Genomic DNA, 23,563 nt, shown 5'->3' on the forward strand with positions numbered 1-23,563 from the left:
GCTATAATGATGATACATACGCCAATGATCATATCCCGCTTTCCTTAATTCAGGAAAATACCGGCTCCCGGTCCAAGAGGCAGCTTCAGGAAATAGAATACCAGGACCAAAAGGAAAAATGCGATCAGATACGCGAACGCATAAGGCATCTGCATCGAAATCAATGTACCAAGTCCAACCTTGTCCTTCTGGCTCACTTTATAGGATTCCAGGAGCCCCAATGCGATGGGGACATTAAGTTCAACAGGAGACAGGATATTAAAGCATGAGTCACCAATACGGTACAGGACCTGTGTCATGGCCGGACTTATGTTCAGCATGGCCAGCATGGGAACCAGGAAAGGTGCCAGCATAACCCACTTTCCGCTATTGCTTGTGATAAAGAGGTTACAGAAGCAGGACAATAGGATGATCAGGATAAAGAGACCAATATTCCCCATATTCAGACTGATCAAAAGTTCTGCTCCTTTGGCAGCCAGAACAGTAGCAATACCGCTACGTGAGAACAGATCCACAAAAATACAGGCAGTCAGACAGACAACCATAAATGAAGCCGCCATATCCAGACATTTTTCCATCATCAGAGGAACATCCTTCCATGCCTTTATCTTACCGATCCCAATACCATAAGCCGAGCCTATAATCATAAAGAAAAAGAACAGCAGCGGTATAATCATGTTCAAGAACGGTGAATTAGGTATCAAAGTTCCATCCGGGCTGCGCATAAAAGAGTTCTTTGGAATACAGGCAATTACAAGAAGAGCTATATAGATCACAGTAGCCCATCCTGCAAATTTAAGCCCCCGCGCTTCCTGGCTGGTCACCTTCATCTTTTCCAGTTCGCTGGCGTCCTTTTTCAGAACAAGTTCCGGATGCTGGCGGTTCAGGTGAGGAACTGTTACGTATTTAGTGACTACCACACAGACAGCAGTGATAATAAAGGTTGCCGCTGCCACGAAATAATAGTTAATAGCCGCATGGGTAGGCGCAAGCGCACCGGTGGCATCCACAATATGGTTAGCCTCAACAATCTGAGCAGATATTCCAGCCAGAGTTGTATCTGTAGCCGCAATCATCAAACAGGCCGTGTAACCGCCATTGGCTGCCGCATACCCCATGATGATTCCAATCCACGGATGCAGTCCCAGAGATTTAAACACAGCGGCTGCTATAACCATGGTAAACACCACCCCGGCGCCAAATCCTATGCTGGAATTGACACCCACAAAAGACACAGCGATGAAAACGATCATGATGGGAGCGCCAATTACCGCCTTACGCATCAGAGCATCAAAAAGGCCCAGCTTTTCTGCATATCCCACAGCCACTGTCATAAAAATCAGCATGCCCAATGGATAGTAATTTACGAAGATACTAATAAAGTTTGTGAGATAATGGGCCAGGGTCTCGAAAGTCATCAGGTTCGTGACCTGGGCAGTGGTTACCTGAATGGCCCCATCCACCACGGTTTCGTAAGAAGCTGACCAATTCATGCCGTGCAAAACAGCACTGAGTACCACCGTAATCAGAGCCAGGCTTGCAAACAGCCAAAATGGATGCGGCAAGAGATTCCCCACCTTTTCAATGGCGCCCATGGATCGCTCTAGCCAGCTTTTCTTAACTACTTTTTCATCATCTTCCTTTTTCATTAACATTCCCCTTTCTTTTGTATGGAAGCGTCAAATCCAACACTCCATTTTTTATTAAAAACCTTAGATTTTAAGGTTTTATTCACTTTTTGCAAAAAAAATGCATGAACAAATAAACATGTCCATGCGCTCTGTCTTTTTGACCTGAAAGATTTGGCTTCGTCGGTGCATCATTGCTTTCCAGAGTATCGTCCAGTATTCGGTCCTTTTGCCTGAGAGTTCTCCGCTTCCCCTTCGGCGCCGCGTCCTGCGCGGTCTCTCCCGAATCTATCATCCGATAATATGTAGTTGTCCGTAAATATTTGACTCTTCGTCCACTCTTGCTGAACCTATATTAGCACAATTAACGATTTCAGTCAATAGATAAAGTTCTTGAATTTTGGCAGTTTTAACTATGTAATTTTCAATTAATCAGAGGTATTATAAGCAGATTTTTTTAAAAAATGTTTTTTTTAATAAATTTCGCACTATTATATTGTGAAATTATACAATACCCCCCCCCCCCTCCGTCCAAAGTTTTATCTCAATTATAAATGCACAAATCTGAAAATTAAACAAATTAAGACATCATACTCTTTTGTTATACGCTGTTTATGCTTAATAAACAACAATAACCATAAAAGATGATGTCTTATAAAAAAGCAAATCAAATTCAGACTTATTTACAACTGTTCAGAGTCCCATCCTATGACTTCCGCTTTGCCTCACTTATAAAGACCTTGGCCCGTTCCGGGTCAATTGGATTCTTCATATCCCCGTTCTTGATCCAGGTGGCAACGGACACGCCGTCAAAATATTGCATCAGCTCATGGATGTTGTCTCCGGTGGCTCCTCCGCCAAGAAAAATGGGCGTGTCCTTTACCCTCTCCCTGGCTTCCTTGACCATACGGATGCTCTCATCCACAGACTTACCGGACATAAACAGGCCGTCTGCAAACGCCTCATGGACACACTCCCATGCAGCATCCCCCACCGGCTTTCTGCCCAGGGGGATTCCGTGCACCTCGTACACATCCGCATAGACGGGCACCTTGGATCCGGTGCGTTTTCTAAGGTTTGCGATGTCCACACACTGGGCCTGAAGGATACCGGCGCTGGTAACGCTTGCTCCTGTAAACAGGTGCTCCACCCTTACAAAGTCCGCTCCCACCGCATCGGCCACGGAAAGGCCGGCCACTCCGTCCCAGTTCATAAGGATCCCCATGAGCAGTTCAGGAAAACGCCTCCTGATCTCATAGGAGATCCTGGTCATGTAGGCGATCGCCTCGGGACTGGATTCCTGTTTAATGGGCATGTCGTTCATATTCTGTACAATGATTCCGTCAAAATGGTTCTCCGCCACCATTTCCGTCTCCCGCAGGGCCATATCCACGATCTCCCGGATCCCCATCCCCGCGTGCCGGTAACTGCCGGGCAGCGGCTCCGGCTGTATCATGGACAATACGATCTTTGAACCGCGTCCTAAACAATTCATCTGCGTTCTCTCCTTTTCCTCATCCTATACTCCCCTTAAATTCCGGCTGTACTCCATGCTGATCCCATACATCTGACCAGAGGGTATCACACCCTTTTCAGTCACAAACCCCCGGATGAACTCCGGTTCCACACCCACCAGCTCGGGGGTGATAAAATCAACGGACCCCCTGTCCAGGTCCTCTCCCCAGTTCGCTGTCAGCTTTTCCTTCAGGTCATCATATACCAGCTTCTTCCTGCCGCCAAACACCGGCCTTATATCAAGCTTGATCAGAGGTGTAAGGAAATACAGCGGTACCCCGTAATGCCTGCATATCAGGCCCACTATATCAGAGCCTGTGGTATTAAAGCCCGTGCCGTCCGGATAAAATGTCTCCGCGCCCATGAAGGCGCCATGGCAGTCCTTAAGATAATACATCATGGACGCCTCCGGGATAAACTTGATCTTATGCCCGGACTCCAGGCACGCCTTTACAAAAGGCCTTCCCCCGTCAATGATCCGGCTCTCCGCAATATAGACCGTATACTGCTTTCCATTCTCCTTTAATCCCCGGAGGAATTTCTCAACCGTGCTGGAATAATCGTATACAAATATGGTCTCCATGGTCTCCGCCAGTCTGACCCCATAAGCCACACACTGCTTCACTGCCTCAGCAGCCGTCCTGGCATAGCTGTTCTTTGTCTCCAGTATCAGGGGCGCCGCTTCCTTCAAGTCCATCCCTGCATAAGATCTGATATTATGAGTCATAAGCAGGATCGCATTGCTGACCGCCTGGCTGGCCTCCCCTCTTGTGGCGATAAAAAAATCCGCCACCGCCAGGATCTCATCAATCACCTGGTCCGCGGGCCTTTGTTCATCCTCTCCCCTTCGGACCACGGCTTCGATCATATCCCCGACCATGGCGATATGATTGCTCGCCCCCAGGACCCTTTGCTCCACAATTGAATCAAATACTTCCCTCATAGGGCCGGGCAGTATATTCCTTACGTTGTTTTCCATTTTAACAAATCTCCCCTTGTGCGGCGCGGATACAGGATCCGCCCCGCATTTTGTTATCTCAATTGCCTCAGCAGTTTCCGTTGACTCAGTCAAGCCCCAGTATCCTGGCGCCGTTTTTTCCAAACAGATACTCCCTGTATGTTTCATCCAGATGGAACATATCAAACACATCCAAAGAGCATCTGGTCAACCGTTCCGGATAGGATGAGCCAAACACCAGCTTCTCCTTTGGAAGGCTGGTCACTGCTTTCTTCAGAATCTGGACCTCATACTGGTTGGAGGTCTCAAGATAAATATTAGGGATCTCCTTTCCCAGGTCCACGCAGCCATATCCATAATCGAAACATCCCATGTGAAGGAACAGGAACACAAGGTCCGGATGCCTTCTCACATGTCCCAGCCACTGCTGCGGCATGGAGCGGGAGCCGATTCCGGTAAATACCTTGACCGGAACCCTGCGTTCCTCAGCCACTGCAAGCACATCCTCAATCCCGCTGCATGCATCGGGATAATAGCCGTGCTCCACGGAATTAAATTCCAACATCACCATGCCGGGAAGCTTTAGGGCTTTCCTGGCTGTTTCGGCGCAGTTATCCTCCTTTGGGTTGATGACCGCGCAGCCGGCCAGACGGTCCGGATAAGCGGACACCAGCTTTGATATATACCGGTTCCCCGCTTTCACAGGCCAGCCATCCAGGGCAGAAACCACGCGGAAGTCAATCCCGTTCTTCTCCATATCCAAAAGGAGTTTTTTCTCCTCTTCTTCCTGTCCTGCAGGATTCCTCTTAATATGCGAATGGATATCAACGATCATCCTTCTACCTCCAGTCTTATCCCAAAATACCGCAGTAAGTTCCCACAATACCCACGATCATGGTAACCAGGATCAGTCTAACTGCGGATATCTTCTTTTTGGAGATCAGCAGATACATAAGCCCAGTGTACAGCATCCCCAGTATGCCCGGCATCAGCCCGTCAAGGGTTTCCTGGATGCTGAGCACCGTATCGCCGCTCTGGTACACAATGGGAATGGAAATGACCACAAGGGCCGGTATAAATCCGCCCACGATCACATAAGCCGCAATGGCCGCCAGCTCTGAGATCCTACTGATCAGTCCGCTGGACTGTATCTTTTCCACAAATTTAACGCCCTGTTTATAGCCCTGGAACACCCCCAGATACCTTACGCCCAGCGACACGATGGACATGCCGATCACAAAGAATATGGGCCCTATCCAGCCGAGTCCCGCTGTGATAAGTGAAATGGCGATACCTGCCAGGATGGGTCTGGCCGTACCGTTTAAGAGGGAATCCCCCAGTCCTGCCAGAGGTCCCATCAGGGCGGTCTTAACAGCATTGATAGAATCAGGGTCAATATCGCCCTCCGTAGCGTACCGCTCCTCCATGGCCGCGGCCACTCCCACGGGAATGGCTGAAGTGATGTCATTGGTAAGGAAATATTCCATATGCCTTGCATATGCTTCCTTCTTCTCCTCAGGGTCCTCATAATACTTTTCAATCACAGGCATCATTGCCTCTGTAAATCCCGCGTTCTGCTGGCGCTCATAGTTGTTGGTACCCCTGATGGTAAGCTGGTGCAGGAATACCTTCCATAAGTCGCGGTTTGTAAGCTTGTTCTCATTCCCGTTGTTCTCTGTACTCATATCATTCTCCGTCCTTTCCCCAATCACGCGTTTGCATCCGCAATCTTAAAGTAATAGTACATGGCCACACAGATCACTGCCAAAAGGGCGATCCCGATCATGTTGATATTCAGGTATGCTGCCACAAAGAAGCCTAGCAGGAAGAAGGGCCAAAACTTCTTTACCTTAATGGAATTGAGCAGCAACGCAAAACCGACCGCTCCGATCATGCTGCCTCCCACTGACAGGCCTGTGATGACCTTGGCCGGGATGGCGTTGATGATCGCCTGCACATAAGATGCCCCAAAATAAATGGCCAGAAATGTGGGAACGCCGTACAACAGGGCGTTGGCTGCCATGGGAAAGATCAGGTTATTGGCAACGATCCCCCTGGTATCCAGGCGTTCCGCCGCCTTTTCCACGCGGTGCATCAGGTATACGTTGATCACTGAATTCTGGAATGTCTCTGCCATCTGTCCGATAAAGGAAACAGGAAGTGCGGTCGCCACGGCCAGATCCGTTCCGCCTCCGCCCAGGATAGCGATCCCGGTTGCAATGGCTGTGCTGATGGTGGGATTGGGCGGCACTGCCGTACCCACAAAGATAACAGCCAAAAACATAAGTTCCACCGTAACACCCACTGCAAAGCCGGTCTGCACATCCCCCATGATCAGACCCACCACCGGGCCGACCACCACCGGACGGAATATATGCGTCTGGGTCGTATGGGAATCAATAAAAGCAACCGTCACAAACACTGCTACCAATAATGCCTGCATAAATAAACTCATAACCTTATCCTCCCCTTATTATGCCAACTTACACTTTTTCAGAAGTTCCATCACATCCTGGCTGCGCTCATTTGGAACCGCCCGCACTTCCAGTCTTACGCCATGTCCATAGATCCCCTTAATGGCCTCCACATCCTCCGGGAACACCCACAGGTTGCCAAGCACTTTGGTCTTGCCCTTTTTCATGTTCATATTTCCCACATTGATCTGATCTTTCTCAATCCCCGCCTCTATGAACTTCAGGGCCTGCTCCGGACCGCGCATAAGCAGCAGCACCTTTCCGCTCCCCTCGCCTGACTGGATATAGGCAATGGCGTCATCCACGCTGAGGATCTTCAGGGCAATGGAATCCGGTGTGGCCATCTTAAGAAGGGACTGCTGGAACTCATCCTTAGCCGCCTTGTCATCCGCCACAATAATAGTCTTTGCATCAGCGTAGGCAATCCACGCCGTAATGATCTGTCCATGAATCAATCTGTCATCAATACGAAATACGCTTATATCCATCTCTTATAACCTCCTCGTTATGAGCACTTGGAGACCGTATTTTGGTCTCCTACGTGCGATACATGTCACTGGCACTTAGCGAGGTCTCCCACGAGCTTAGTGCAGTGGCTCGTTATGAGCACTTGGAGACCGTCCTTTGGTCTCCTACGTGCGATCCTACAGTTCACTTAATCCAATGGTGGAGCCGCTCTGCTGCTGTAAATACTCAGCCAGGTCCTTAAGTTTAATATCCGGGTTTCCGCACTGTACAATGGCCTCGATCAGTATAGGAAGGTTCATCCCGTATATGACAGCCACGTCCTCATTCTTAAAGGAATACCTGGACACCACGTTAAAGGGCGTTCCTCCCTTGATATCGCACAGGACCAGATACTGGTTATCCGGTGAAACACCGGTTATCTTCTCCCCGTACAATTCATCCAATTCATCCGAACCCATCTCCTCGCCAAAGGTAACGTAATCCAGGTGTTCCTGTTCTCCTACCAACATCTTCACCGACTGCATCATCCCCTCAGCCATGCCGCCGTGGGATGTGATTAAAATGTGTATCATTTTCCTGCCTCCAATCTCTTTATAAACACCTGGAAGAATGGCTCCAAAGATATTCTGCGTTCTTATGGAATATATACTCCAGCTTTTCCTCCGGTACTTTCAGCTCATAAAACTTCTCAACCTCTATGTTCACAGGCTTATAAGGCCAGTCCGTCCCAAAGCACACACGCTCAGGCCCCAGCACATCGATGGCCCTAAGAAGCACATCCACATCCATCTGACCGGAAGTCTCAACCCATACATTCTTTAGATCCTTCACCGCCTCTATGGCGGAAAGCCCAAACTCATAGTAACCGATATGGGTGAAAAGGAAATTGATATCCGGAAACTTCCTGGCATATTCAGCCCAGGTATAAGGCGTTGAAAAGGGAGCGGTCCCCACATGGGTCTGCACATGCACTCCATACTTGCGGATCTCGGCAAAGATATCATTCAGCGCCGGCGTATTATCCGGGTAATATCCATGCTTCCAGGAATGGAACTTCACACCGTCCATCCCATAATCTCCCAGACAGCGGTTCACCTCGTCAATGGCGTCCGGCGCCTTGGGATTAATGAATGCATATCCCTTAATGACCCCCGGAAATGCTTCCATGGCCCTGTGTACCAGATCATTCTGTGCCCTTGTGGAAATACCTGACAAACTGCTGATCCCTACTTTTGATATCCCGTAGGCCTTCAGGTCGTTCACCAGATCTTCCGGTGAATTCTCATCCCCCGAACTGGTCTTTCCCAGATGAGAGTGAATATCATAGATAAGCATCTGACCATCCTCCTGACTTGTGGTTTTAACATATTATGATTATAACGTTATAATCATAATATAGTAAACTTGAATCATTTTGTCAATAGTTTTTCCAAAAATAATGTACAATAAAACAGGGATACCGGATCCTCATCCGATATCCCTGCCATATTTTTCTCTTATATCAGTCCAGACGCAGCTCCACCTTATATTGATAGTAGTCTGGATTATAAAACATCTGAACATACTCAAAGGGGTTCTTATCCCCTGAATAGGTCACCCGCTCCTTGTAAAACACAGCTGTCTGGGGTTTCAGTCCCAGCACCTCCAGTGTCCGGTCCGATGGCGTCTTCACCTCCAGAACCTCAGACGCCGTGGTGGGCACGATTCCATTGGCCCTCAATATGGCATAGAGGGACACATCCGGCCCAAACTCCTCCTCCCTAAGCTTCAGCCCGGAAACCATCTTAATGTATGATTTGTGAAGGCCCACTGCCACATCCTGACGGTACCGTTTCCGTTCAATATAAAAGACAGGCTCGCCCTCCTCTAATTCCAACAGCTGTGCGATCCGCTTTTCCGGCACCAGTTCCTGAAAATCCAAGAGCCGGGAGCTGGCCCTCTCCCCGTACAGGCGGACGTCATCCGTAAAGCTTGTAAGCTTTTTCATGTCATAGGCATGCTTTGCCTTACAGACAACCGTCCCCTTCTTTCCCCGGTTCTTTTCCACCAGCCCTTCCTGGGCCAGCATCTCTATAGCGCCCCGGACCGTCACCCGGCTGACCCCATAAATCCGCTCCAGCTCAGGCTCCGAGGGAATCCTTTCTCCTGGCCTGAGGAGACCGCTTTGAATCTTCTTGAGCAAATCCAGATAAATCTGGTAATGCAAAGGGACCTTGATTTTCTTATCTATCACTGAATCCACGCCTCTACCCGCCTTCCCCTGCAATACAGTATGAAAGTTTAACATTGTAATCTTATGATGTTACTATTATAACATCTTATTTGGTTTTTTTCATCCTCTTTTTGCAGGATGAAAAAGCAAACAGCCGGCTGTCACCAGCCGGCCGTCTGCCCATACCCATACCTAATCTTCTATAATCTCATATCTGAACCAGTCAAAATCCGCATGGTTCTTTGACTTTTCGTGACCGGACGAAGCATACATTCCCAGGTATGTGCCCACATATCCATCGGCCACCAAAGTGCTCAAGATGGAGCCGTCAGCGCCCAGGACCACCACCCTTTTGTCCCGTTCCTTTGAACCGCAGTAAAAATCATAGCGCCCTTCGCTGCCTTCTACAAACAGATAGACTCTGCCTGAACCAATCTCGGAGCATCCGATCAGCTCCCTGGTTCCGTTAACCACACGGTAACAGCTGATCCTGGGTTTTCCCCTGTGGATTTCCTTTACCAGGAGGAAAGAAAAACGTTCATTCTGGGTCAGGACCAGCCCAGCCTCCTCACCGTCCCTCAATGGTTCAAACTCCATGGCGAGCGCTGCCTGAAAATTATAATGCTGCTGCCGCCGCACAAGCATGGCCGGAGTTTCCATATCCTCCAGCTTTACCGGCAGCAGTTCCATTCTCAGATATCCGGGCCGCTGGGTCAGATCATGAAACGGAGTTTGTACAGGGCGCCTCATGCACCAGATCATGTCCAGGGATTCATCCTCAAAATTGTCCACCCTGCTGTGGAGAGGCGGACGGTTGTAGGAAAGGCCCGGCCTTCTCTCCTCCAGGTTCACCATCCCATTATGGTTGTCCACCAGAGGCCACCCGTCATAGTCCCAGGCAATGGGGACCATAAACACCTCCCGCCCCAGATTAAACTGCGCATTCCTGTTGCGGTCAGGGGTACGGATCCATTTCCTTGGCTGGTACCGCTCATAATCATCGATTTCCTGCTCATAGGGCCTGATCCCCAGCAGGAGCATATACCACTCCCCCTCCTGCGTCTGAACCAGATCCCCATGCCCAGTCACCGCAACCCCCAGGTCATTGATCAGGCGCAGGCCCCGGTTGGTTACAATGGGATTTCTGGGACACGGCTCATAGGGTCCGAACAAACTCTTACTACGGCAGATATTTACGCAGTGGTTTGTCTGCGTGCCTCCGCAGGCTGTCATCAGATAGTACATGCCCTGGACATGATAAATGTGGGGAGCTTCCATGAACAGGCTGTGATCCACATTTCCATCATATATGATATGGCGTCTGCCAATGAACTGAAAGGTATTCCGGTCCAGCTCGCACAGATAGATCATCTTGTGGGTGGGGTATTTTAGATCTTCAGGTATCATGTTGCCGCAATACCAGATCCTGCCCTCCTCATCAAAATACAGGGATGGGTCGATCCCGTCCGCGCCTTTGATAATCACCGCATCGGACCACTCCCCGGCAGGATCCTTACTTGTAAGGATAAAATTATACCGGTAAGTCCTGCCCTGGACGTCCAGGGTATTCACAATATAAAACATGCCCTTATGGTATCTTATGGTGGCTGCCCACAAACCTTCTGAACTGTCACAGTTTCTGTAGTCCAGCTGGCTTGGCCTTGATATAGCGTTGCCGATCTGCTCCCAGTGCACCAGATCCCTGCTTTTAAACACCGGAAGCCCCGGAAAATAGGAGAAGGAGGACGTAACCATATAATAATCATCCCCTACCCTGCACACAGACGGATCCGGGTATCCTCCCTTGATAATTGGATTGCGAAATGTATCATTTTTCATAACTGCACCTCTAACCATCACTCCTTAACTGCACCTGCCGTCATACCGGCGATCAGGTATTTCTGCATAACTGTAAAAACCGCCAATGTGGGTACGCTGGAAATCATGGCAGCGCACATCAGGTAGTTCCACTGGATCTTGTACGCGTCAGCCATGGTGCTGATCGCGTAGGTGATCGTCTTTTTCTCATCAGCCGACATTAGCACGGATGCAAACATATACTCGTTCCAGTTCTGTAAAAACGCATAGATGACCGTTGCCACCAGCCCGGGAAGGGCAATGGGCATGATAATCCTATAAAATGTATGGAACGCACTGCTTCCATCCACCCTTGCGGCCTCATCCAGTCCGGTGGGGATACTCTTAAAATATCCGTACATCATCCAGGTACAAAACGGAATGCTGAAGGAAGCGTACACGATCAGCAGACCGGTGCGGGTGTTATTTAAGTGCAGGGAAACCAGGATCTTATAATAGGGAATGATCTTCATCACTGCCGGAAACATCTGGGTGACCAGCAGAAAGCTGAGCAGCAGGGCCTTGCCCTTAAATTCATATCTGGACAGTCCGTATCCGCACAGAGCCGCGCATACAACGCCGAATATGGTGGATCCCCCCACGGCTATGGCACTGTTTTTAATGTATGTGGCAATGGGATATTCTTTCCATATATTTACAAAGTTTTCCAGGGTGGGGCCTGACGGAAACAACTTCAGGCCCCTGGAAAGGGTAATATCCGTCATGGATTTAAGGGATGTAATCACCATCCATGACAATGGGAGCAGCACCAGAAGGCAGCCTGTAATAAGGACCACGTACCCCAGCAGCAATACAAGTCTGTTCTTATTTGTTCTAGTCATCGCGCAGCAACCTCCTGAAAACAACTCCTATAAGGTAACATATCACAAGAATATATACTGACTGGGCCGAGGCAAAGCCGTATTTGAAGTAGGAAAACGCATTTTTGTAAATCTCAATGGCCGACACCATGGTGGAACTTCCCGGCCCTCCGGACGTCATGAGCCAGATCATGGTAAACTGCTTAAACACCCACACCGTATCCAGGATCAGGATAGTGGTCAGGATCGGCTTTAAAGCCGGAACCGTTATATAGCAGAACCGCTGCCATGCATTGGCACCATCTATTTTGGCCGCCTCATACATGTCCGTTGAGATGGTCTGGATTCCCGCCAGTATCTGCACCATAACAAGGGGATACCCCTTCCAGATGCTCACCAGGATCACACAGGGAAATGCGGTTGCCGAAGTGGTAAGCCACCCCACCGGTTCAGATACAATATTAAAATGCATCAGCAGCTCATTGAGGATCCCTCCCTGGGTGTTCAGGATCCATTTGTACAGGTACGCAATGACCACGTCCGGGAACAGCCAGGGCAGTATCAGGATCCCCCTCAAAAGGGTGCGCATCTTAATATCCATGTTGAGGAAGGATGCGAATATAAATCCCAATACAAAGTGGCCTCCAACCACGGTCACTGTAAACACCAGGGTCTTCCACAGGCTGTGCAGGAATGAGGAATCTGTCAATGCCTGGATATAATACTTAAAGCCCACAAAGTTCCATTTATTGACCAGGTTGGTATCAAAAAAACTGATGTAAATGCCGTACATGATAGGGTATAGGACCAACAGAACTATGGTCAGTGTGGCCGGTGTGATAAAGCCATATGGAACCAGCGCCGACTTAAGCTTATTCCGGCTCATCCCTTGCAATTTTCCTTTCAAACCCTTACCTCCTAATTGCTGTATGACGTTGCAACCTCTTCCGCCTTGGCTGCAGCGGCAGCAACCGCATCATCAATGGACACATTTTCTGAAACAACGGTCTGCCAGCACTCGCCGCATATATCCCTCAGCTCAGCAAGACCTGCAAATGCAGGATAGATCACCGCACTGTCAGAGGCTTCCGCAAAACCGGCATATGCCTCATCCTTTTCACAGATCGCCGTCAATGCGTCATTGACAACCGGCAGACGGCAGGTGGCTTCGTTCCAGGTTACACTATTTTCAACGCTTGTCATATATTTCAGGAAATCCGCTGCTACTTCCGGATTCTTGCAGGTGCTGCTGACCGTCATACCCACGCTGGAAAATGAAGTCACAGGGTCAACTCCTTCAGCTGTTGGCATTGGGAAACTTCCCATCTTACCCCGCATCTCAGGATTGGCGTTGTAAATTCCTCCCAATACATTGGATGCGCTGAAAAACATACAAGCCTGGTCAGCCGCTATCATTGTGTAAGCCTCAGAATAACCGGTCTCGATCAGTCCCGGAGGTGTTACTCCCTGGTTTGCAGCCATATTGACAAAGGATGTCATTGCATTTTTAAACTCCGGTGTTCCAAAGCCCGATGTAAAGGTACCATCCCCATTGTCAGTAACAAAGTCACAGCCGTAGGTCAGGGCAAATGTCTGGAACCTGGACTCGGCGGAATCATTTCTGGTTCCTGCAAAGGCACAGCCATACCGGTCGGTTTTGCCGTCCCCGTCCAGATCCTCCGTCAGAGCCTTGGCTGCCTCAAGGAACTGCTCCCATGTCTTTGGTATCTCAATTCCTTTTTCCTCAAACAGGTCTTTTCTGTATACCATGGCCGTAATGTTATTCTGCCATGGCATATAAACCAGTGTGCCGTCCACTGTTGCATTTTCAACAGCCGCAGGCATGAGGCCATTTAAGTATTCCTCACCCAGAAGCTGGTCCATATTGCTGACGCTCATTCCCATCTCCAGACAATTAGCGGAATACGCCTCTGTCATGGTGAAGATATCAGGAAGGGTCCCCGCCGTGGCCTGAGTGATCAGTGTGGTATACAGATCATTCATGGAACACTCCACCGGTGTCAGCTTGACGTTTGGATACATGGCCATATAATCATCCATCACACCTCTTAAATAGGGTCCCCCGTCAGAATCCCCAAGGGAGGTGATCATCACATCCAGAGAGACATCTCCTGCCCCCGCCACATCAAAGGTGCTGTTATAGTTCTTTTCTACAGCAGGCGCTGAATCTGCGGCAGCCGCTGTATCTGCGGCCGTTGTATCCGCCGCGTTCCCCTCTTCTGCCTTTGCAGCGGTGGTGCCTGCCCCCGTTGTGCTCTGCGTTCCTGATCCCCCGCAGCCCCCCAGCATGCTTACAGCCATAACCGCCGCTGCCACAGTACGCATTAACCTTCTCTTTTTCATAAAATACTTCCTCCTTTTTTGATTTGTACATATTTATGATTTTTTTTATTTAGTACACTTGCATTTTGTATGTTTTTATTATATAAATATGTATATTGAAAAGCAACTTAATTAAAATAAATATCTCTTTAGTTTTTCTAAAGTTCATTGTGTATTTTTCCATATTTTAATTTTAGAGGAAGGGGGTTTTTGTTATAGAAAGTAAACTGATCGAATATATCATAACCATTGCCAAGCATAAAAGCATCTCAAAAGCCGCAGACGAGTTATATCTGACCCAATCCGCCCTGAACCAGCAGCTGCTGAAATTGGAGACAGAACTGGGCGCTCCCCTGTTTGTCCGCACAAGGAATCACTGGGAGCTTACTGAGATCGGGAAACTCTACGTGGAACGCTCCCAGCAGATCCTCCAGATAAAAAAGCAGACCTACAACCAGATCCAGGATATGGCAAAAAAATGGACTGGCACCATCACCATTGGGCTGACACCAGAGAGAGGGATACAGATGTTTACAGCTATTTATCCCATCATCCATGCCAAGTATCCGGAAACTATTTTCCAGCCCATTGAAGCAAATGTGGATACACAGGTTAAAATGATGGATTCCAAGGAAATGGATATCAGCTTCCAGACCATTTTCGAGAGAAAGTATAAGCATCTGGTGTACGAAACTATTTTCTATGAGCCCTTTTACCTGTGTATCCCCAAAACCCACCCCCTGGCTTACAAGGAGAAAACAGAACCGGACCAATATCCTGAGATATCCCTGTCTCTTTTTAAAAACGAACTGTTCACCCTGGTCAAAAAATCCTCCACCATGCGTGTTGTCATTGACCAGCTTTTTAAAAAGTCGGGTTTTGAACCAAATCTTCTCTTTGAATCCACCAGCATGAGAACCATGCTCCGGCTGACTGAAAACAGCCAGTGCTGCTCCATCATCCCCAGATATTACGCCCTGCCCAACAGCCATGTTTCCTACTTTTCCCTGGGACCTGACGCCAGCTGGGAACTGGCCGCCGTCCACGCCCGGAACCACTATATCAACAATGCTGCCAAAGACTTTATACGGATGGCTGTCACCTATTGGCGGGCCCACCCATACAGCGACTAATGCAGATCCATTGAAAGAGGAACATAAGCTTGCCGGAAACGCCGGGGCTTTTCCGCTGAAGATACCGGCAGCCTGCCGGAGGAAAGCAAAAGAAGAACGCTTCCAGGTGTCTATACCTGAATGCGTTCTTCTTTTTTATAATACGGGACTTATTCACAGCCCCTTTATACCTTAATCCGCCGCTGGATCTCACGCGGCCGGCCGATGGAATTTCTTTTATACTTCTTCATCCTCATCCACATCAGCCATATCATCCAATGCCAGGACTTCTTCCGCCACATTGTCCTCTGTGAGATTCATCTCATTCTCATCCTCAGAGGCCAGGACCAGCTCATCCTCATCGGAAAGCATAATCTCATCGGAAAGCATCTCATCCGTGTCCAGCTTCACATTGCGGTAACGCTTCATGCCCGTACCTGCCGGGATCGGCTTGCCGATGATAACATTTTCCTTTAATCCGATCAGATGATCCACCTTTCCGTTGATGGCCGCCTCGGTCAGAACCTTGGTAGTCTCCTGGAAGGATGCTGCTGAAAGGAAGGAATCTGTTGCCAGGGATGCCTTGGTGATACCAAGCATTACCTGTCTTCCGTCCGCCGGTTTCTTGCCATCGGCGATCAATGCTTCGTTCATCTCGTTATAATCAAGCACATCCATGGATACGCCGGGCAGAACATCGCTGTCGCCGCTCTCCTCGATCTTGATCTTCTTTAACATCTGATGAACGATCATCTCAATATGCTTATCATTGATCTCCACGCCCTGGAGACGGTAAACGCGCTGTACTTCCTGAAGCATATAATCCTGAACCGCACGCACGCCCTTGATCTTCAGGATATCGTGTGGATTGATACTGCCTTCCGTCAGCTCATCGCCTGCTTCCAGCACCTGGCCGTCCAGCACCTTGATCCTGGAGCCGTAAGGGATCAGATAGGTTTTGGAATTTCCTGTCTCGTTGTCCGTTACAGTAATCTCCCTCTTCTTCTTGGTATCCTTGATCTGTACCACGCCGCCAAACTCAGTGATGATGGCAAGACCCTTTGGCTTACGGGCCTCAAAAAGCTCCTCCACACGGGGAAGACCCTGTGTGATATCGCCGCCGGCCACGCCGCCCGTATGGAACGTACGCATGGTCAGCTGCGTACCAGGCTCACCGATGGACTGTGCCGCAATGATTCCGACTGCCTCGCCCACCTGTACAGGCTGGCCGGTAGCCATGTTGGCGCCGTAACACTTGGCGCACACACCCACGTGGGACTTACAGCTTAAGACTGTACGGATCTTGATTGTCTTTCGGCCGGTCTTGTTCAGCACCTTCATAACAGCTGCCGCACGCTTTGGTGTACACATATGGTTAGCCTTGACCACAACCTCTCCTGTGTCAGGATCCGTAATGGTCTCAGCAATATAACGTCCTGTGATCCTCTCTTCCAAGTCCTCGATCATCTCGTTGCCGTCCATGAAAGCCTTGATCTCCATAAACGGGATATCCCTGCCCTCACAGCAGTCCACTTCACGGATGATCAGATCCTGAGAAACATCTACCAGACGCCTTGTCAGGTAACCGGAGTCAGCCGTACGCAGAGCCGTATCGGACAGACCTTTACGCGCTCCATGGGCGGAGATGAAGTACTCCAGTACGTCCAGACCTTCACGGAAATTGGACTTGATAGGAAGCTCGATGGTGTGTCCCGTTGTATCCGCCATCAGTCCACGCATACCTGCCAGCTGTTTGATCTGCTTATCAGAACCACGGGCGCCGGAGTCAGCCATCATGTAGATGTTGTTGTACTTATCCAGCCCGGTCAGCAGGTCATGGGTCAGCTGATCATCGGTGGTCTTCCAGGTCTCAATTACCTCTTTATAGCGCTCCTCCTCGGTGATCAGTCCGCGGCGGTAGTTCTTGGCAATACGGTCAACGGTTGCCTGCGCTTCCTCGATCAGCCTCGGCTTGCTCTCAGGCACGGTCATATCGGAAATGGAAACCGTCATGGCTGCCCTGGTGGAATACTTGTAACCGATAGCCTTGATATCGTCCAGTGTCACGGCTGTCTGGGTAGCGCCATGGACATTGATAACCTTTTCAAGAATCTGCTTCAACTGCTTCTTGGCCACATGGAAGTCTACTTCCAGCTTTAACTCATTCTCCGGGATGCTTCTGTCCACAAAGCCCAGATCCTGAGGAATGATTTCATTGAAAATAAAACGTCCGATGGTGGATTCAATCACACCGGTTTTCACAGTACCGTCCGCCATGGTCTTGTTGACCCTTACCTTGACGCGTGAATGCAGGGTTGCCTCCTGGTTCTCATAAGCCAGGATCGCCTCATTGACGCTCTTGAAAACCATGCCCTCACCCTTTGCGCCGGGACGCTCCTGGGTCAGATAGTAGATACCGAGTACCATATCCTGTGAAGGAACGGCAACAGGGCCGCCGTCTGAAGGCTTTAACAGGTTGTTAGGGCTTAAGAGCAGGAAGCGGCATTCTGCCTGTGCCTCTACGGACAACGGCAGATGGACAGCCATCTGGTCGCCGTCAAAGTCGGCGTTAAACGCAGTACACACAAGAGGATGAAGCTTGATCGCCTTGCCCTCTACCAGAATCGGCTCAAATGCCTGGATTCCCAGTCTATGGAGCGTAGGGGCACGGTTCAGCATAACAGGGTGCTCTTTGATAACATCCTCCAGCACATCCCATACTTCTGACTGCAGTCTCTCCACCATCTTCTTGGCGTTCTTTATATTGTGGGCGGTTCCGTTGGAAACCAGCTCCTTCATAACAAAGGGCTTAAACAGCTCGATAGCCATCTCCTTGGGAAGACCGCACTGGTAGATCTTCAGTTCAGGTCCTACTACGATAACAGAACGTCCGGAGTAGTCAACACGCTTGCCCAGAAGATTCTGGCGGAAACGTCCCTGCTTACCCTTTAACATATCGGAAAGGGACTTGAGTGCACGGTTGCCCGGGCCTGTAACAGGTCTGCCGCGGCGGCCGTTGTCGATCAGGGCATCCACAGCCTCCTGGAGCATACGCTTCTCGTTGCGGACAATGATATCCGGAGCGCCCAGTTCCAGCAGTCTTGCAAGACGGTTGTTCCTGTTGATGATCCTTCTGTATAAGTCGTTAAGGTCAGAGGTGGCAAAACGTCCGCCGTCCAGCTGTACCATGGGACGGATATCAGGCGGGATCACAGGGATCACATCCATGATCATCCACTCGGGACGGTTGCCGGAGTTTAAGAATGCCTCCACCACTTCCAGCCTCTTGATGATCCTTGCACGCTTCTGGCCCGTGGAATCCGCCAGGGCCTTGCGCAGGTCCAGAGAATCCTTTTCCAGGTTAATGCTCCTTAACAGCTCCTGCACGGCCTCAGCGCCCATTCCCACACGGAAACCGCCGGTGCCGCCGTACTTCTCCACCTCTTCCCGGTACTCCTTCTCAGACAGTACCTGCTTATACTGCAGGCTGGTGGAACCGGCATCCAATACAATATAGGAGGCAAAATACAGCACTTTCTCCAGTGTTCTGGGGGAGATGTCCAGGATCAGGCCCATACGGCTGGGAATTCCCTTAAAATACCAGATATGGGATACGGGAGCGGCCAGCTTGATGTGGCCCATGCGCTCTCTACGGACACTTGCCTTTGTCACTTCCACGCCGCATCGGTCGCAGATAACACCTTTATAACGAATCTTCTTGTATTTACCACAATGACACTCCCAGTCCTTACTAGGCCCGAAGATCCTCTCACAGAACAGGCCGTCTTTCTCCGGCTTTAACGTTCTGTAGTTAATGGTCTCCGGCTTTTTGACCTCGCCGTGGGACCACTCCAGGATCTTATCAGGGGAGGCCAGACCAATCTTAATGGCATCAAATGTCATTGGATGATAAGTTTCATTAGTTTCTGGCATGAGCATTTACTCCCTTCTATTCTTCGTCTTCATCGTCAGCAGAATCATCCAGGAAGATCTCCTCATCATCTGCCTCCTCGATATAATCATCGGCTGCCTCTTCTTCGTCCACAGTCACCAGTTCGTTGTTCTTGAACTCCTGTTCCTGGTAGCCCAATTCAGCATAAGGCTCCTCTGAAGGTGCAAAACGGCGGTCGCCTTCCAGCATGGCGCGAAGCTCTGTATCGCCGTAATCGATATTCTCGGCCATCTCAACTTCCGTGCCGTCATCGCGCAGAACCTGAACATCCAGTCCAAGGGACTGCATTTCCTTAAGGAGAACCTTAAAGGACTCAGGCACGCCCGGTTCAGGGATGTTCTCGCCCTTAATAATGGCTTCATAGGTCTTCACACGGCCTACCACGTCATCCGACTTCACAGTCATGATCTCCTGCAGGGTGTAGGAAGCGCCATATGCCTCCAGAGCCCAAACCTCCATCTCTCCGAAACGCTGTCCGCCGAACTGTGCTTTGCCGCCCAGTGGCTGCTGTGTTACCAGGGAGTATGGGCCGGTTGAACGGGCATGAATCTTATCATCAACCAGATGGTGCAGTTTCAGATAATGCATGTGTCCGATGGTAACGGCTCCGTCAAAGAACTCGCCGGTACGTCCATCGCGCAGGCGCACTTTACCATCCCGGCTGATGGGGACACCCTTCCACAGTTCGCGGTGCTCCAGATGGGAGCCAAGGTAGTCCATAACCTCGGGTTTAATAAGGTCTTTATATTTTGCCTCAAAGTCTTCCCATGTCATATTTACATAATCGCTGGAAAGCTCCAGGGTATCCTGAATATCATTCTCGTTTGCTCCGTCAAAGATAGGCGTGGACACGTTAAAGCCCAATGCCTTGGCAGCAAGGCTTAAGTGGATCTCCAGCACCTGTCCGATGTTCATACGTGAAGGCACGCCAAGAGGATTCAGCACAATGTCCAGAGGACGGCCATTGGGCAGGAATGGCATATCTTCCACAGGAAGCACGCGGGAAACAACACCCTTGTTGCCGTGACGTCCGGCCATCTTATCACCAACGGAAATCTTACGCTTCTGGGCAATATAGATTCTCACGGTTTCGTTCACGCCAGGGGAAAGCTCGTCTCCGTTCTCCCTTGTAAACACCTTTGCGTCCACAATGATGCCGTAGGCACCATGGGGCACCTTTAAGGAAGTATCCCTTACTTCCCTTGCCTTCTCACCGAAGATGGCACGAAGCAGCCTTTCCTCAGCGGTCAGTTCCGTCTCTCCCTTGGGAGTAACCTTACCTACCAGGATATCTCCTGCGCGCACCTCAGCGCCGATACGGATAATACCGCGCTCATCCAGATCCTTTAACGCATCCTCGCCCACGCCGGGAACATCACGTGTGATCTCTTCCGGTCCCAGCTTGGTGTCACGGGCCTCTGCCTCGTACTCCTCAATGTGGACCGATGTATATACGTCTTCCTGGACCAAACGCTCAGAGAGAAGAACCGCATCCTCGTAGTTGTATCCTTCCCAGGTCATGAATCCGATCAGCGGGTTCTTGCCAAGGGCGATCTCGCCGTTGGATGTGGATGGGCCATCGGCAATTACCTCCCCAACCTCCACGTGGTCGTTCTTATAAACGATCGGCTTCTGGTTGTAGCAGTTGCTCTGGTTGCTTCTCTTAAACTTGGTCAGATGGTATACATCACGGTTGCCGTCCTTATCCCTCTTGATGATGATCTCGTTGGATGCGGAACGTTCAACCACACCGGCATTCTTTGCAACCACGCAAACGCCGGAGTCAACAGCTGCCTTTGCCTCAATACCGGTTCCTACTGCAGGCGCTTCCGTGGTCAGAAGGGGCACTGCCTGACGCTGCATGTTGGATCCCATCAGGGCGCGGTTAGCATCATCGTTCTCCAGGAAAGGAATCATGGCCGTAGCCACGGAGAATACCATTTTCGGAGAAACGTCCATCAGGTCAATGGACTTTTTCTGGAACTCGGATGTCTCTGTACGGAAACGTCCGGATACATTATTATGAATAAAATGCCCCTCGTCATCCAGTGCCTCATTCGCCTGGGCAACCACGAAGTTATCCTCCTCGTCAGCTGTCAGGTACACCACCTCGTCCGTAACCCTGGGGTTATTCGGATCCGTGCTCTTATCCACCACACGGTAAGGCGCTTCGATAAAGCCGTACTGGTTCACCCTTGCATAGGTTGCCAGTGAGTTGATCAGACCAATGTTGGGACCCTCAGGCGTCTCAATGGGGCACATACGTCCGTAATGGGTGTAGTGTACATCTCGCACCTCAAATCCGGCACGGTCCCTTGACAGACCGCCAGGGCCCAGGGCGGAGAGACGGCGCTTATGGGTCAGCTCGGCCAGAGGGTTATTCTGATCCATGAACTGGGACAGCTGGGAACTTCCGAAGAACTCCTTAACCGCCGCGGTCACGGGTTTGATATTGATCAGGGACTGGGGCGTAATACCGTCCATGTCCTGGGTTGTCATACGTTCCCTTACCACACGCTCCATACGGGACAGACCGATGCGGTACTGGTTCTGAAGCAGTTCGCCCACGGCGCGGATCCGCCGGTTGCCCAAATGGTCGATATCATCTGCGTTTCCCACTTGCTGCTCAAGGTGCATATTATAGTTAATGGAAGCAAGAATATCTTCCTTTGTGATATGCTTTGGGATCAGGTCATGGATATTCCTGCGGATCGCTTCTTTCAGCTCCTGGGGATCGGTGCCAGCTTCTTCCAGAATAGAAGAAAGTGCAGGGTAGTATACTAATTCCGTGACCCCCACCTCTTCAGGATCAAAGGGCACATAGGAGGAGAGTTCCACCATCATGTTGGATAAAACCTTCTGCTTCCTGTCAGGTCCGTCAACCCAGACATAAGGAACAGCGGCATTCTGGATCTGCATGGCAAAATCCTTGTTAAGCTTAGTTCCGGCCTCTGCCAGGATCTCACCTGTGGAAGTATCCACCACATCCTCTGCAAGCACCTGTCCGTTCAGACGGTACTTGAAGGAAAGCTTCTTATTAAATTTATATCTTCCCACTTTGGCCAGATCATATCTTCTGGGATCAAAGAACATACTGTTAAGCAAACTTTCCGCACTGTCAACAGATAATGGCTCACCGGGACGAATCTTCTTGTATAATTCCAGCAGACCATCCTGGTAATTATCGGATGTATCCTTTCCAAAGCTGGCTAATAACTTAGGCTCTTCACCAAAGAGCTCCAGAATCTCCGCATTGGTACCGAATCCCAGGGCACGGATCAGAACAGTCACTGGTACCTTACGGGTTCTGTCTACACGTACATAGAACACGTCATTGGAATCTGTCTCATATTCCAGCCATGCACCACGGTTGGGGATGACAGTACAGGTATACAGTTCCTTACCTACCTTATCATGGCCAATACCGTAGTAGATACCAGGGGAACGTACCAGCTGGCTGACGATAACACGCTCAGCACCGTTGATCACAAAGGAACCGGTATCTGTCATCAAAGGCAGGTCGCCCATGAATATCTCGTGTTCGTTCATTTCATCTTTATCTTTATTGTACAGTCTTACCTTTACCTTTAGTGGTGCGGCGTAAGTTGCATCCCGTTCTTTACACTCTTCGATGGTATATTTAATATCATCCTTACACAATGTAAAGTCAACGAATTCCAGACTTAAATGTCCTGCGAAGTCTGCTATCGGAGAGATATCATCAAAAGCTTCCCTGAGTCCTTCGGCTAAGAACCACTGGTAGGAGTCTTTTTGAATCTCAATCAGGTTTGGCATCTCAAGCACTTCTTTCTGTCTTGAGTAGCTCATTCTTACGCTTTTCCCGGCCGGTACCGGACGTATTCTGCTTTTCTCCATTGACGTTTCACCCCTGTTTTCTAATTTGGTTCGTAATATTTTTATTCCGTTTGTTATTGATACAATCTTCACTGAAATCCAGTGCTGCCGCGGGGGATGATCCCTCCGGGAGGCAGTAACATTGCGCCGAACAAAACAAAATATCACTGTCGTTCTCTGTGATTGGGCGGAGGGCATCTTACCAAAGGGCGCAAAAAGCCCACCTCACCACAATAGTGCACACTCCATAATAACACAGCCCTGTCAAGGTGTCAAGCATTTTTTACTTGCTTTTTGCCGGTGAAAATGATATACTATTAAAGAATGTCCCCTGGGGTTGTGGAATAATTAACAGGTGTACCAGAGCA

At 49.8% G+C, this 23,563-nt stretch carries 17 protein-coding genes and 1 riboswitch; of the genes, 1 reads left to right on the forward strand and 16 read right to left on the reverse strand.

The window, feature by feature from the left end:
• Positions 1 to 44 precede the first annotated feature (44 nt).
• From CLFS41_RS22230 to CLFS41_RS22300, 14 genes are all read right to left on the reverse strand, one after another.
• The gene (locus tag CLFS41_RS22230) at positions 45 to 1,649 is read right to left on the reverse strand and encodes an AbgT family transporter (protein ID WP_007866517.1); all 1,605 of its coding nucleotides are present in this window, start codon (positions 1,647 to 1,649) and stop codon (positions 45 to 47) included.
• 190 nt (positions 1,650 to 1,839) lie between these two features.
• A riboswitch (glycine riboswitch) is annotated at positions 1,840 to 1,923 on the reverse strand.
• A gap of 411 nt (positions 1,924 to 2,334) precedes the next feature.
• Positions 2,335 to 3,123 (reverse strand): BtpA/SgcQ family protein, encoded by a 789-nt coding sequence (locus CLFS41_RS22240; protein ID WP_045093511.1) that lies wholly within the window; start codon positions 3,121 to 3,123, stop codon positions 2,335 to 2,337.
• A 24-nt stretch (positions 3,124 to 3,147) separates the two neighbouring features.
• Positions 3,148 to 4,122 carry a hypothetical protein gene (locus tag CLFS41_RS22245; RefSeq protein ID WP_007866524.1) on the reverse strand — a complete coding sequence of 325 codons (975 nt, stop codon included), beginning with the start codon at positions 4,120 to 4,122 and terminating at the stop codon, positions 3,148 to 3,150.
• A gap of 85 nt (positions 4,123 to 4,207) precedes the next feature.
• Positions 4,208 to 4,936, reverse strand: coding sequence for an amidohydrolase family protein (locus tag CLFS41_RS22250; protein WP_052665835.1), 729 nt, complete (start codon positions 4,934 to 4,936; stop codon positions 4,208 to 4,210).
• Positions 4,937 to 4,952: 16 nt separating this feature from the next.
• Positions 4,953 to 5,786: a PTS system mannose/fructose/sorbose family transporter subunit IID gene (locus CLFS41_RS22255; RefSeq protein WP_045093679.1), complete on the reverse strand. Its 834-nt coding sequence runs from the start codon at positions 5,784 to 5,786 to the stop codon at positions 4,953 to 4,955.
• A 23-nt stretch (positions 5,787 to 5,809) separates the two neighbouring features.
• A complete protein-coding gene (locus CLFS41_RS22260) occupies positions 5,810 to 6,556 on the reverse strand; it encodes a PTS sugar transporter subunit IIC (protein WP_045093512.1) in 747 nt (248 codons plus the stop codon).
• Between the two features lie 18 nt (positions 6,557 to 6,574).
• A complete protein-coding gene (locus CLFS41_RS22265; RefSeq protein ID WP_007866535.1) occupies positions 6,575 to 7,063 on the reverse strand; it encodes a PTS sugar transporter subunit IIB in 489 nt (162 codons plus the stop codon).
• Positions 7,064 to 7,219: 156 nt separating this feature from the next.
• Positions 7,220 to 7,615, reverse strand: a complete 396-nt coding sequence (locus CLFS41_RS22270; protein WP_007866538.1) for a hypothetical protein — start codon at positions 7,613 to 7,615, stop codon at positions 7,220 to 7,222.
• A gap of 19 nt (positions 7,616 to 7,634) precedes the next feature.
• Positions 7,635 to 8,378 (reverse strand): amidohydrolase family protein, encoded by a 744-nt coding sequence (locus CLFS41_RS22275; RefSeq protein WP_045093513.1) that lies wholly within the window; start codon positions 8,376 to 8,378, stop codon positions 7,635 to 7,637.
• Positions 8,379 to 8,544: 166 nt separating this feature from the next.
• Positions 8,545 to 9,285, reverse strand: coding sequence for a GntR family transcriptional regulator (locus CLFS41_RS22280; protein WP_007866550.1), 741 nt, complete (start codon positions 9,283 to 9,285; stop codon positions 8,545 to 8,547).
• A gap of 162 nt (positions 9,286 to 9,447) precedes the next feature.
• Entirely contained in the window at positions 9,448 to 11,094 is a 1,647-nt protein-coding gene (locus tag CLFS41_RS22285) for a glycoside hydrolase family 43 protein (protein ID WP_007866566.1), read from the reverse strand.
• Positions 11,095 to 11,111: 17 nt separating this feature from the next.
• Positions 11,112 to 11,954: a carbohydrate ABC transporter permease gene (locus CLFS41_RS22290; RefSeq protein WP_007866567.1), complete on the reverse strand. Its 843-nt coding sequence runs from the start codon at positions 11,952 to 11,954 to the stop codon at positions 11,112 to 11,114.
• On the reverse strand, positions 11,947 to 12,840 hold the full coding sequence (locus tag CLFS41_RS29570; RefSeq protein ID WP_007866568.1) for a sugar ABC transporter permease: 894 nt from the start codon (positions 12,838 to 12,840) through the stop codon (positions 11,947 to 11,949). The genes CLFS41_RS22290 and CLFS41_RS29570 overlap by 8 nt, the downstream gene beginning before the upstream one ends.
• Positions 12,841 to 12,851: 11 nt before the next feature.
• A complete protein-coding gene (locus CLFS41_RS22300; RefSeq protein WP_007866569.1) occupies positions 12,852 to 14,297 on the reverse strand; it encodes a sugar ABC transporter substrate-binding protein in 1,446 nt (481 codons plus the stop codon).
• Between the two features lie 218 nt (positions 14,298 to 14,515).
• Between CLFS41_RS22300 and CLFS41_RS22305 the strand changes: the two genes are divergently transcribed.
• The gene (locus tag CLFS41_RS22305; protein ID WP_270279512.1) at positions 14,516 to 15,409 is read left to right on the forward strand and encodes a LysR family transcriptional regulator; all 894 of its coding nucleotides are present in this window, start codon (positions 14,516 to 14,518) and stop codon (positions 15,407 to 15,409) included.
• A 216-nt stretch (positions 15,410 to 15,625) separates the two neighbouring features.
• On the opposite strand, the gene rpoC is transcribed toward CLFS41_RS22305, so the two are convergent.
• Complete coding sequence (rpoC, locus tag CLFS41_RS22310) at positions 15,626 to 19,321, reverse strand: DNA-directed RNA polymerase subunit beta' (RefSeq protein ID WP_040417063.1); 3,696 nt, start codon at positions 19,319 to 19,321, stop codon at positions 15,626 to 15,628.
• Between the two features lie 16 nt (positions 19,322 to 19,337).
• Entirely contained in the window at positions 19,338 to 23,216 is a 3,879-nt protein-coding gene (locus CLFS41_RS22315; protein ID WP_007866572.1) for a DNA-directed RNA polymerase subunit beta, read from the reverse strand.
• Between the last annotated feature and the right edge of the window lie 347 nt (positions 23,217 to 23,563).

This window comes from Clostridium sp. FS41, from assembly GCF_000954015.1.
In the GTDB taxonomy this organism is placed as follows: domain Bacteria; phylum Bacillota; class Clostridia; order Lachnospirales; family Lachnospiraceae; genus Enterocloster; species Enterocloster citroniae.

Excerpts from the sequence above, each read along its gene's own strand:
- CLFS41_RS22230 (WP_007866517.1), bottom strand. The coding sequence starts at position 1,649 with ATGAAAAAGGAAGATGATGAAAAAGTAGTTAAGAAAAGCTGGCTAGAG.
- CLFS41_RS22240 (WP_045093511.1), bottom strand. The coding sequence starts at position 3,123 with ATGAATTGTTTAGGACGCGGTTCAAAGATCGTATTGTCCATGATACAG.
- CLFS41_RS22245 (WP_007866524.1), bottom strand. The coding sequence starts at position 4,122 with ATGGAAAACAACGTAAGGAATATACTGCCCGGCCCTATGAGGGAAGTA.
- CLFS41_RS22250 (WP_052665835.1), bottom strand. The coding sequence starts at position 4,936 with ATGATCGTTGATATCCATTCGCATATTAAGAGGAATCCTGCAGGACAG.
- CLFS41_RS22255 (WP_045093679.1), bottom strand. The coding sequence starts at position 5,786 with ATGAGTACAGAGAACAACGGGAATGAGAACAAGCTTACAAACCGCGAC.
- CLFS41_RS22260 (WP_045093512.1), bottom strand. The coding sequence starts at position 6,556 with ATGAGTTTATTTATGCAGGCATTATTGGTAGCAGTGTTTGTGACGGTT.
- CLFS41_RS22265 (WP_007866535.1), bottom strand. The coding sequence starts at position 7,063 with ATGGATATAAGCGTATTTCGTATTGATGACAGATTGATTCATGGACAG.
- CLFS41_RS22270 (WP_007866538.1), bottom strand. The coding sequence starts at position 7,615 with ATGATACACATTTTAATCACATCCCACGGCGGCATGGCTGAGGGGATG.
- CLFS41_RS22275 (WP_045093513.1), bottom strand. The coding sequence starts at position 8,378 with ATGCTTATCTATGATATTCACTCTCATCTGGGAAAGACCAGTTCGGGG.
- CLFS41_RS22285 (WP_007866566.1), bottom strand. The coding sequence starts at position 11,094 with ATGAAAAATGATACATTTCGCAATCCAATTATCAAGGGAGGATACCCG.
- CLFS41_RS22290 (WP_007866567.1), bottom strand. The coding sequence starts at position 11,954 with ATGACTAGAACAAATAAGAACAGACTTGTATTGCTGCTGGGGTACGTG.
- CLFS41_RS22300 (WP_007866569.1), bottom strand. The coding sequence starts at position 14,297 with ATGAAAAAGAGAAGGTTAATGCGTACTGTGGCAGCGGCGGTTATGGCT.
- rpoC (WP_040417063.1), bottom strand. The coding sequence starts at position 19,321 with ATGCCAGAAACTAATGAAACTTATCATCCAATGACATTTGATGCCATT.
- CLFS41_RS22315 (WP_007866572.1), bottom strand. The coding sequence starts at position 23,216 with ATGGAGAAAAGCAGAATACGTCCGGTACCGGCCGGGAAAAGCGTAAGA.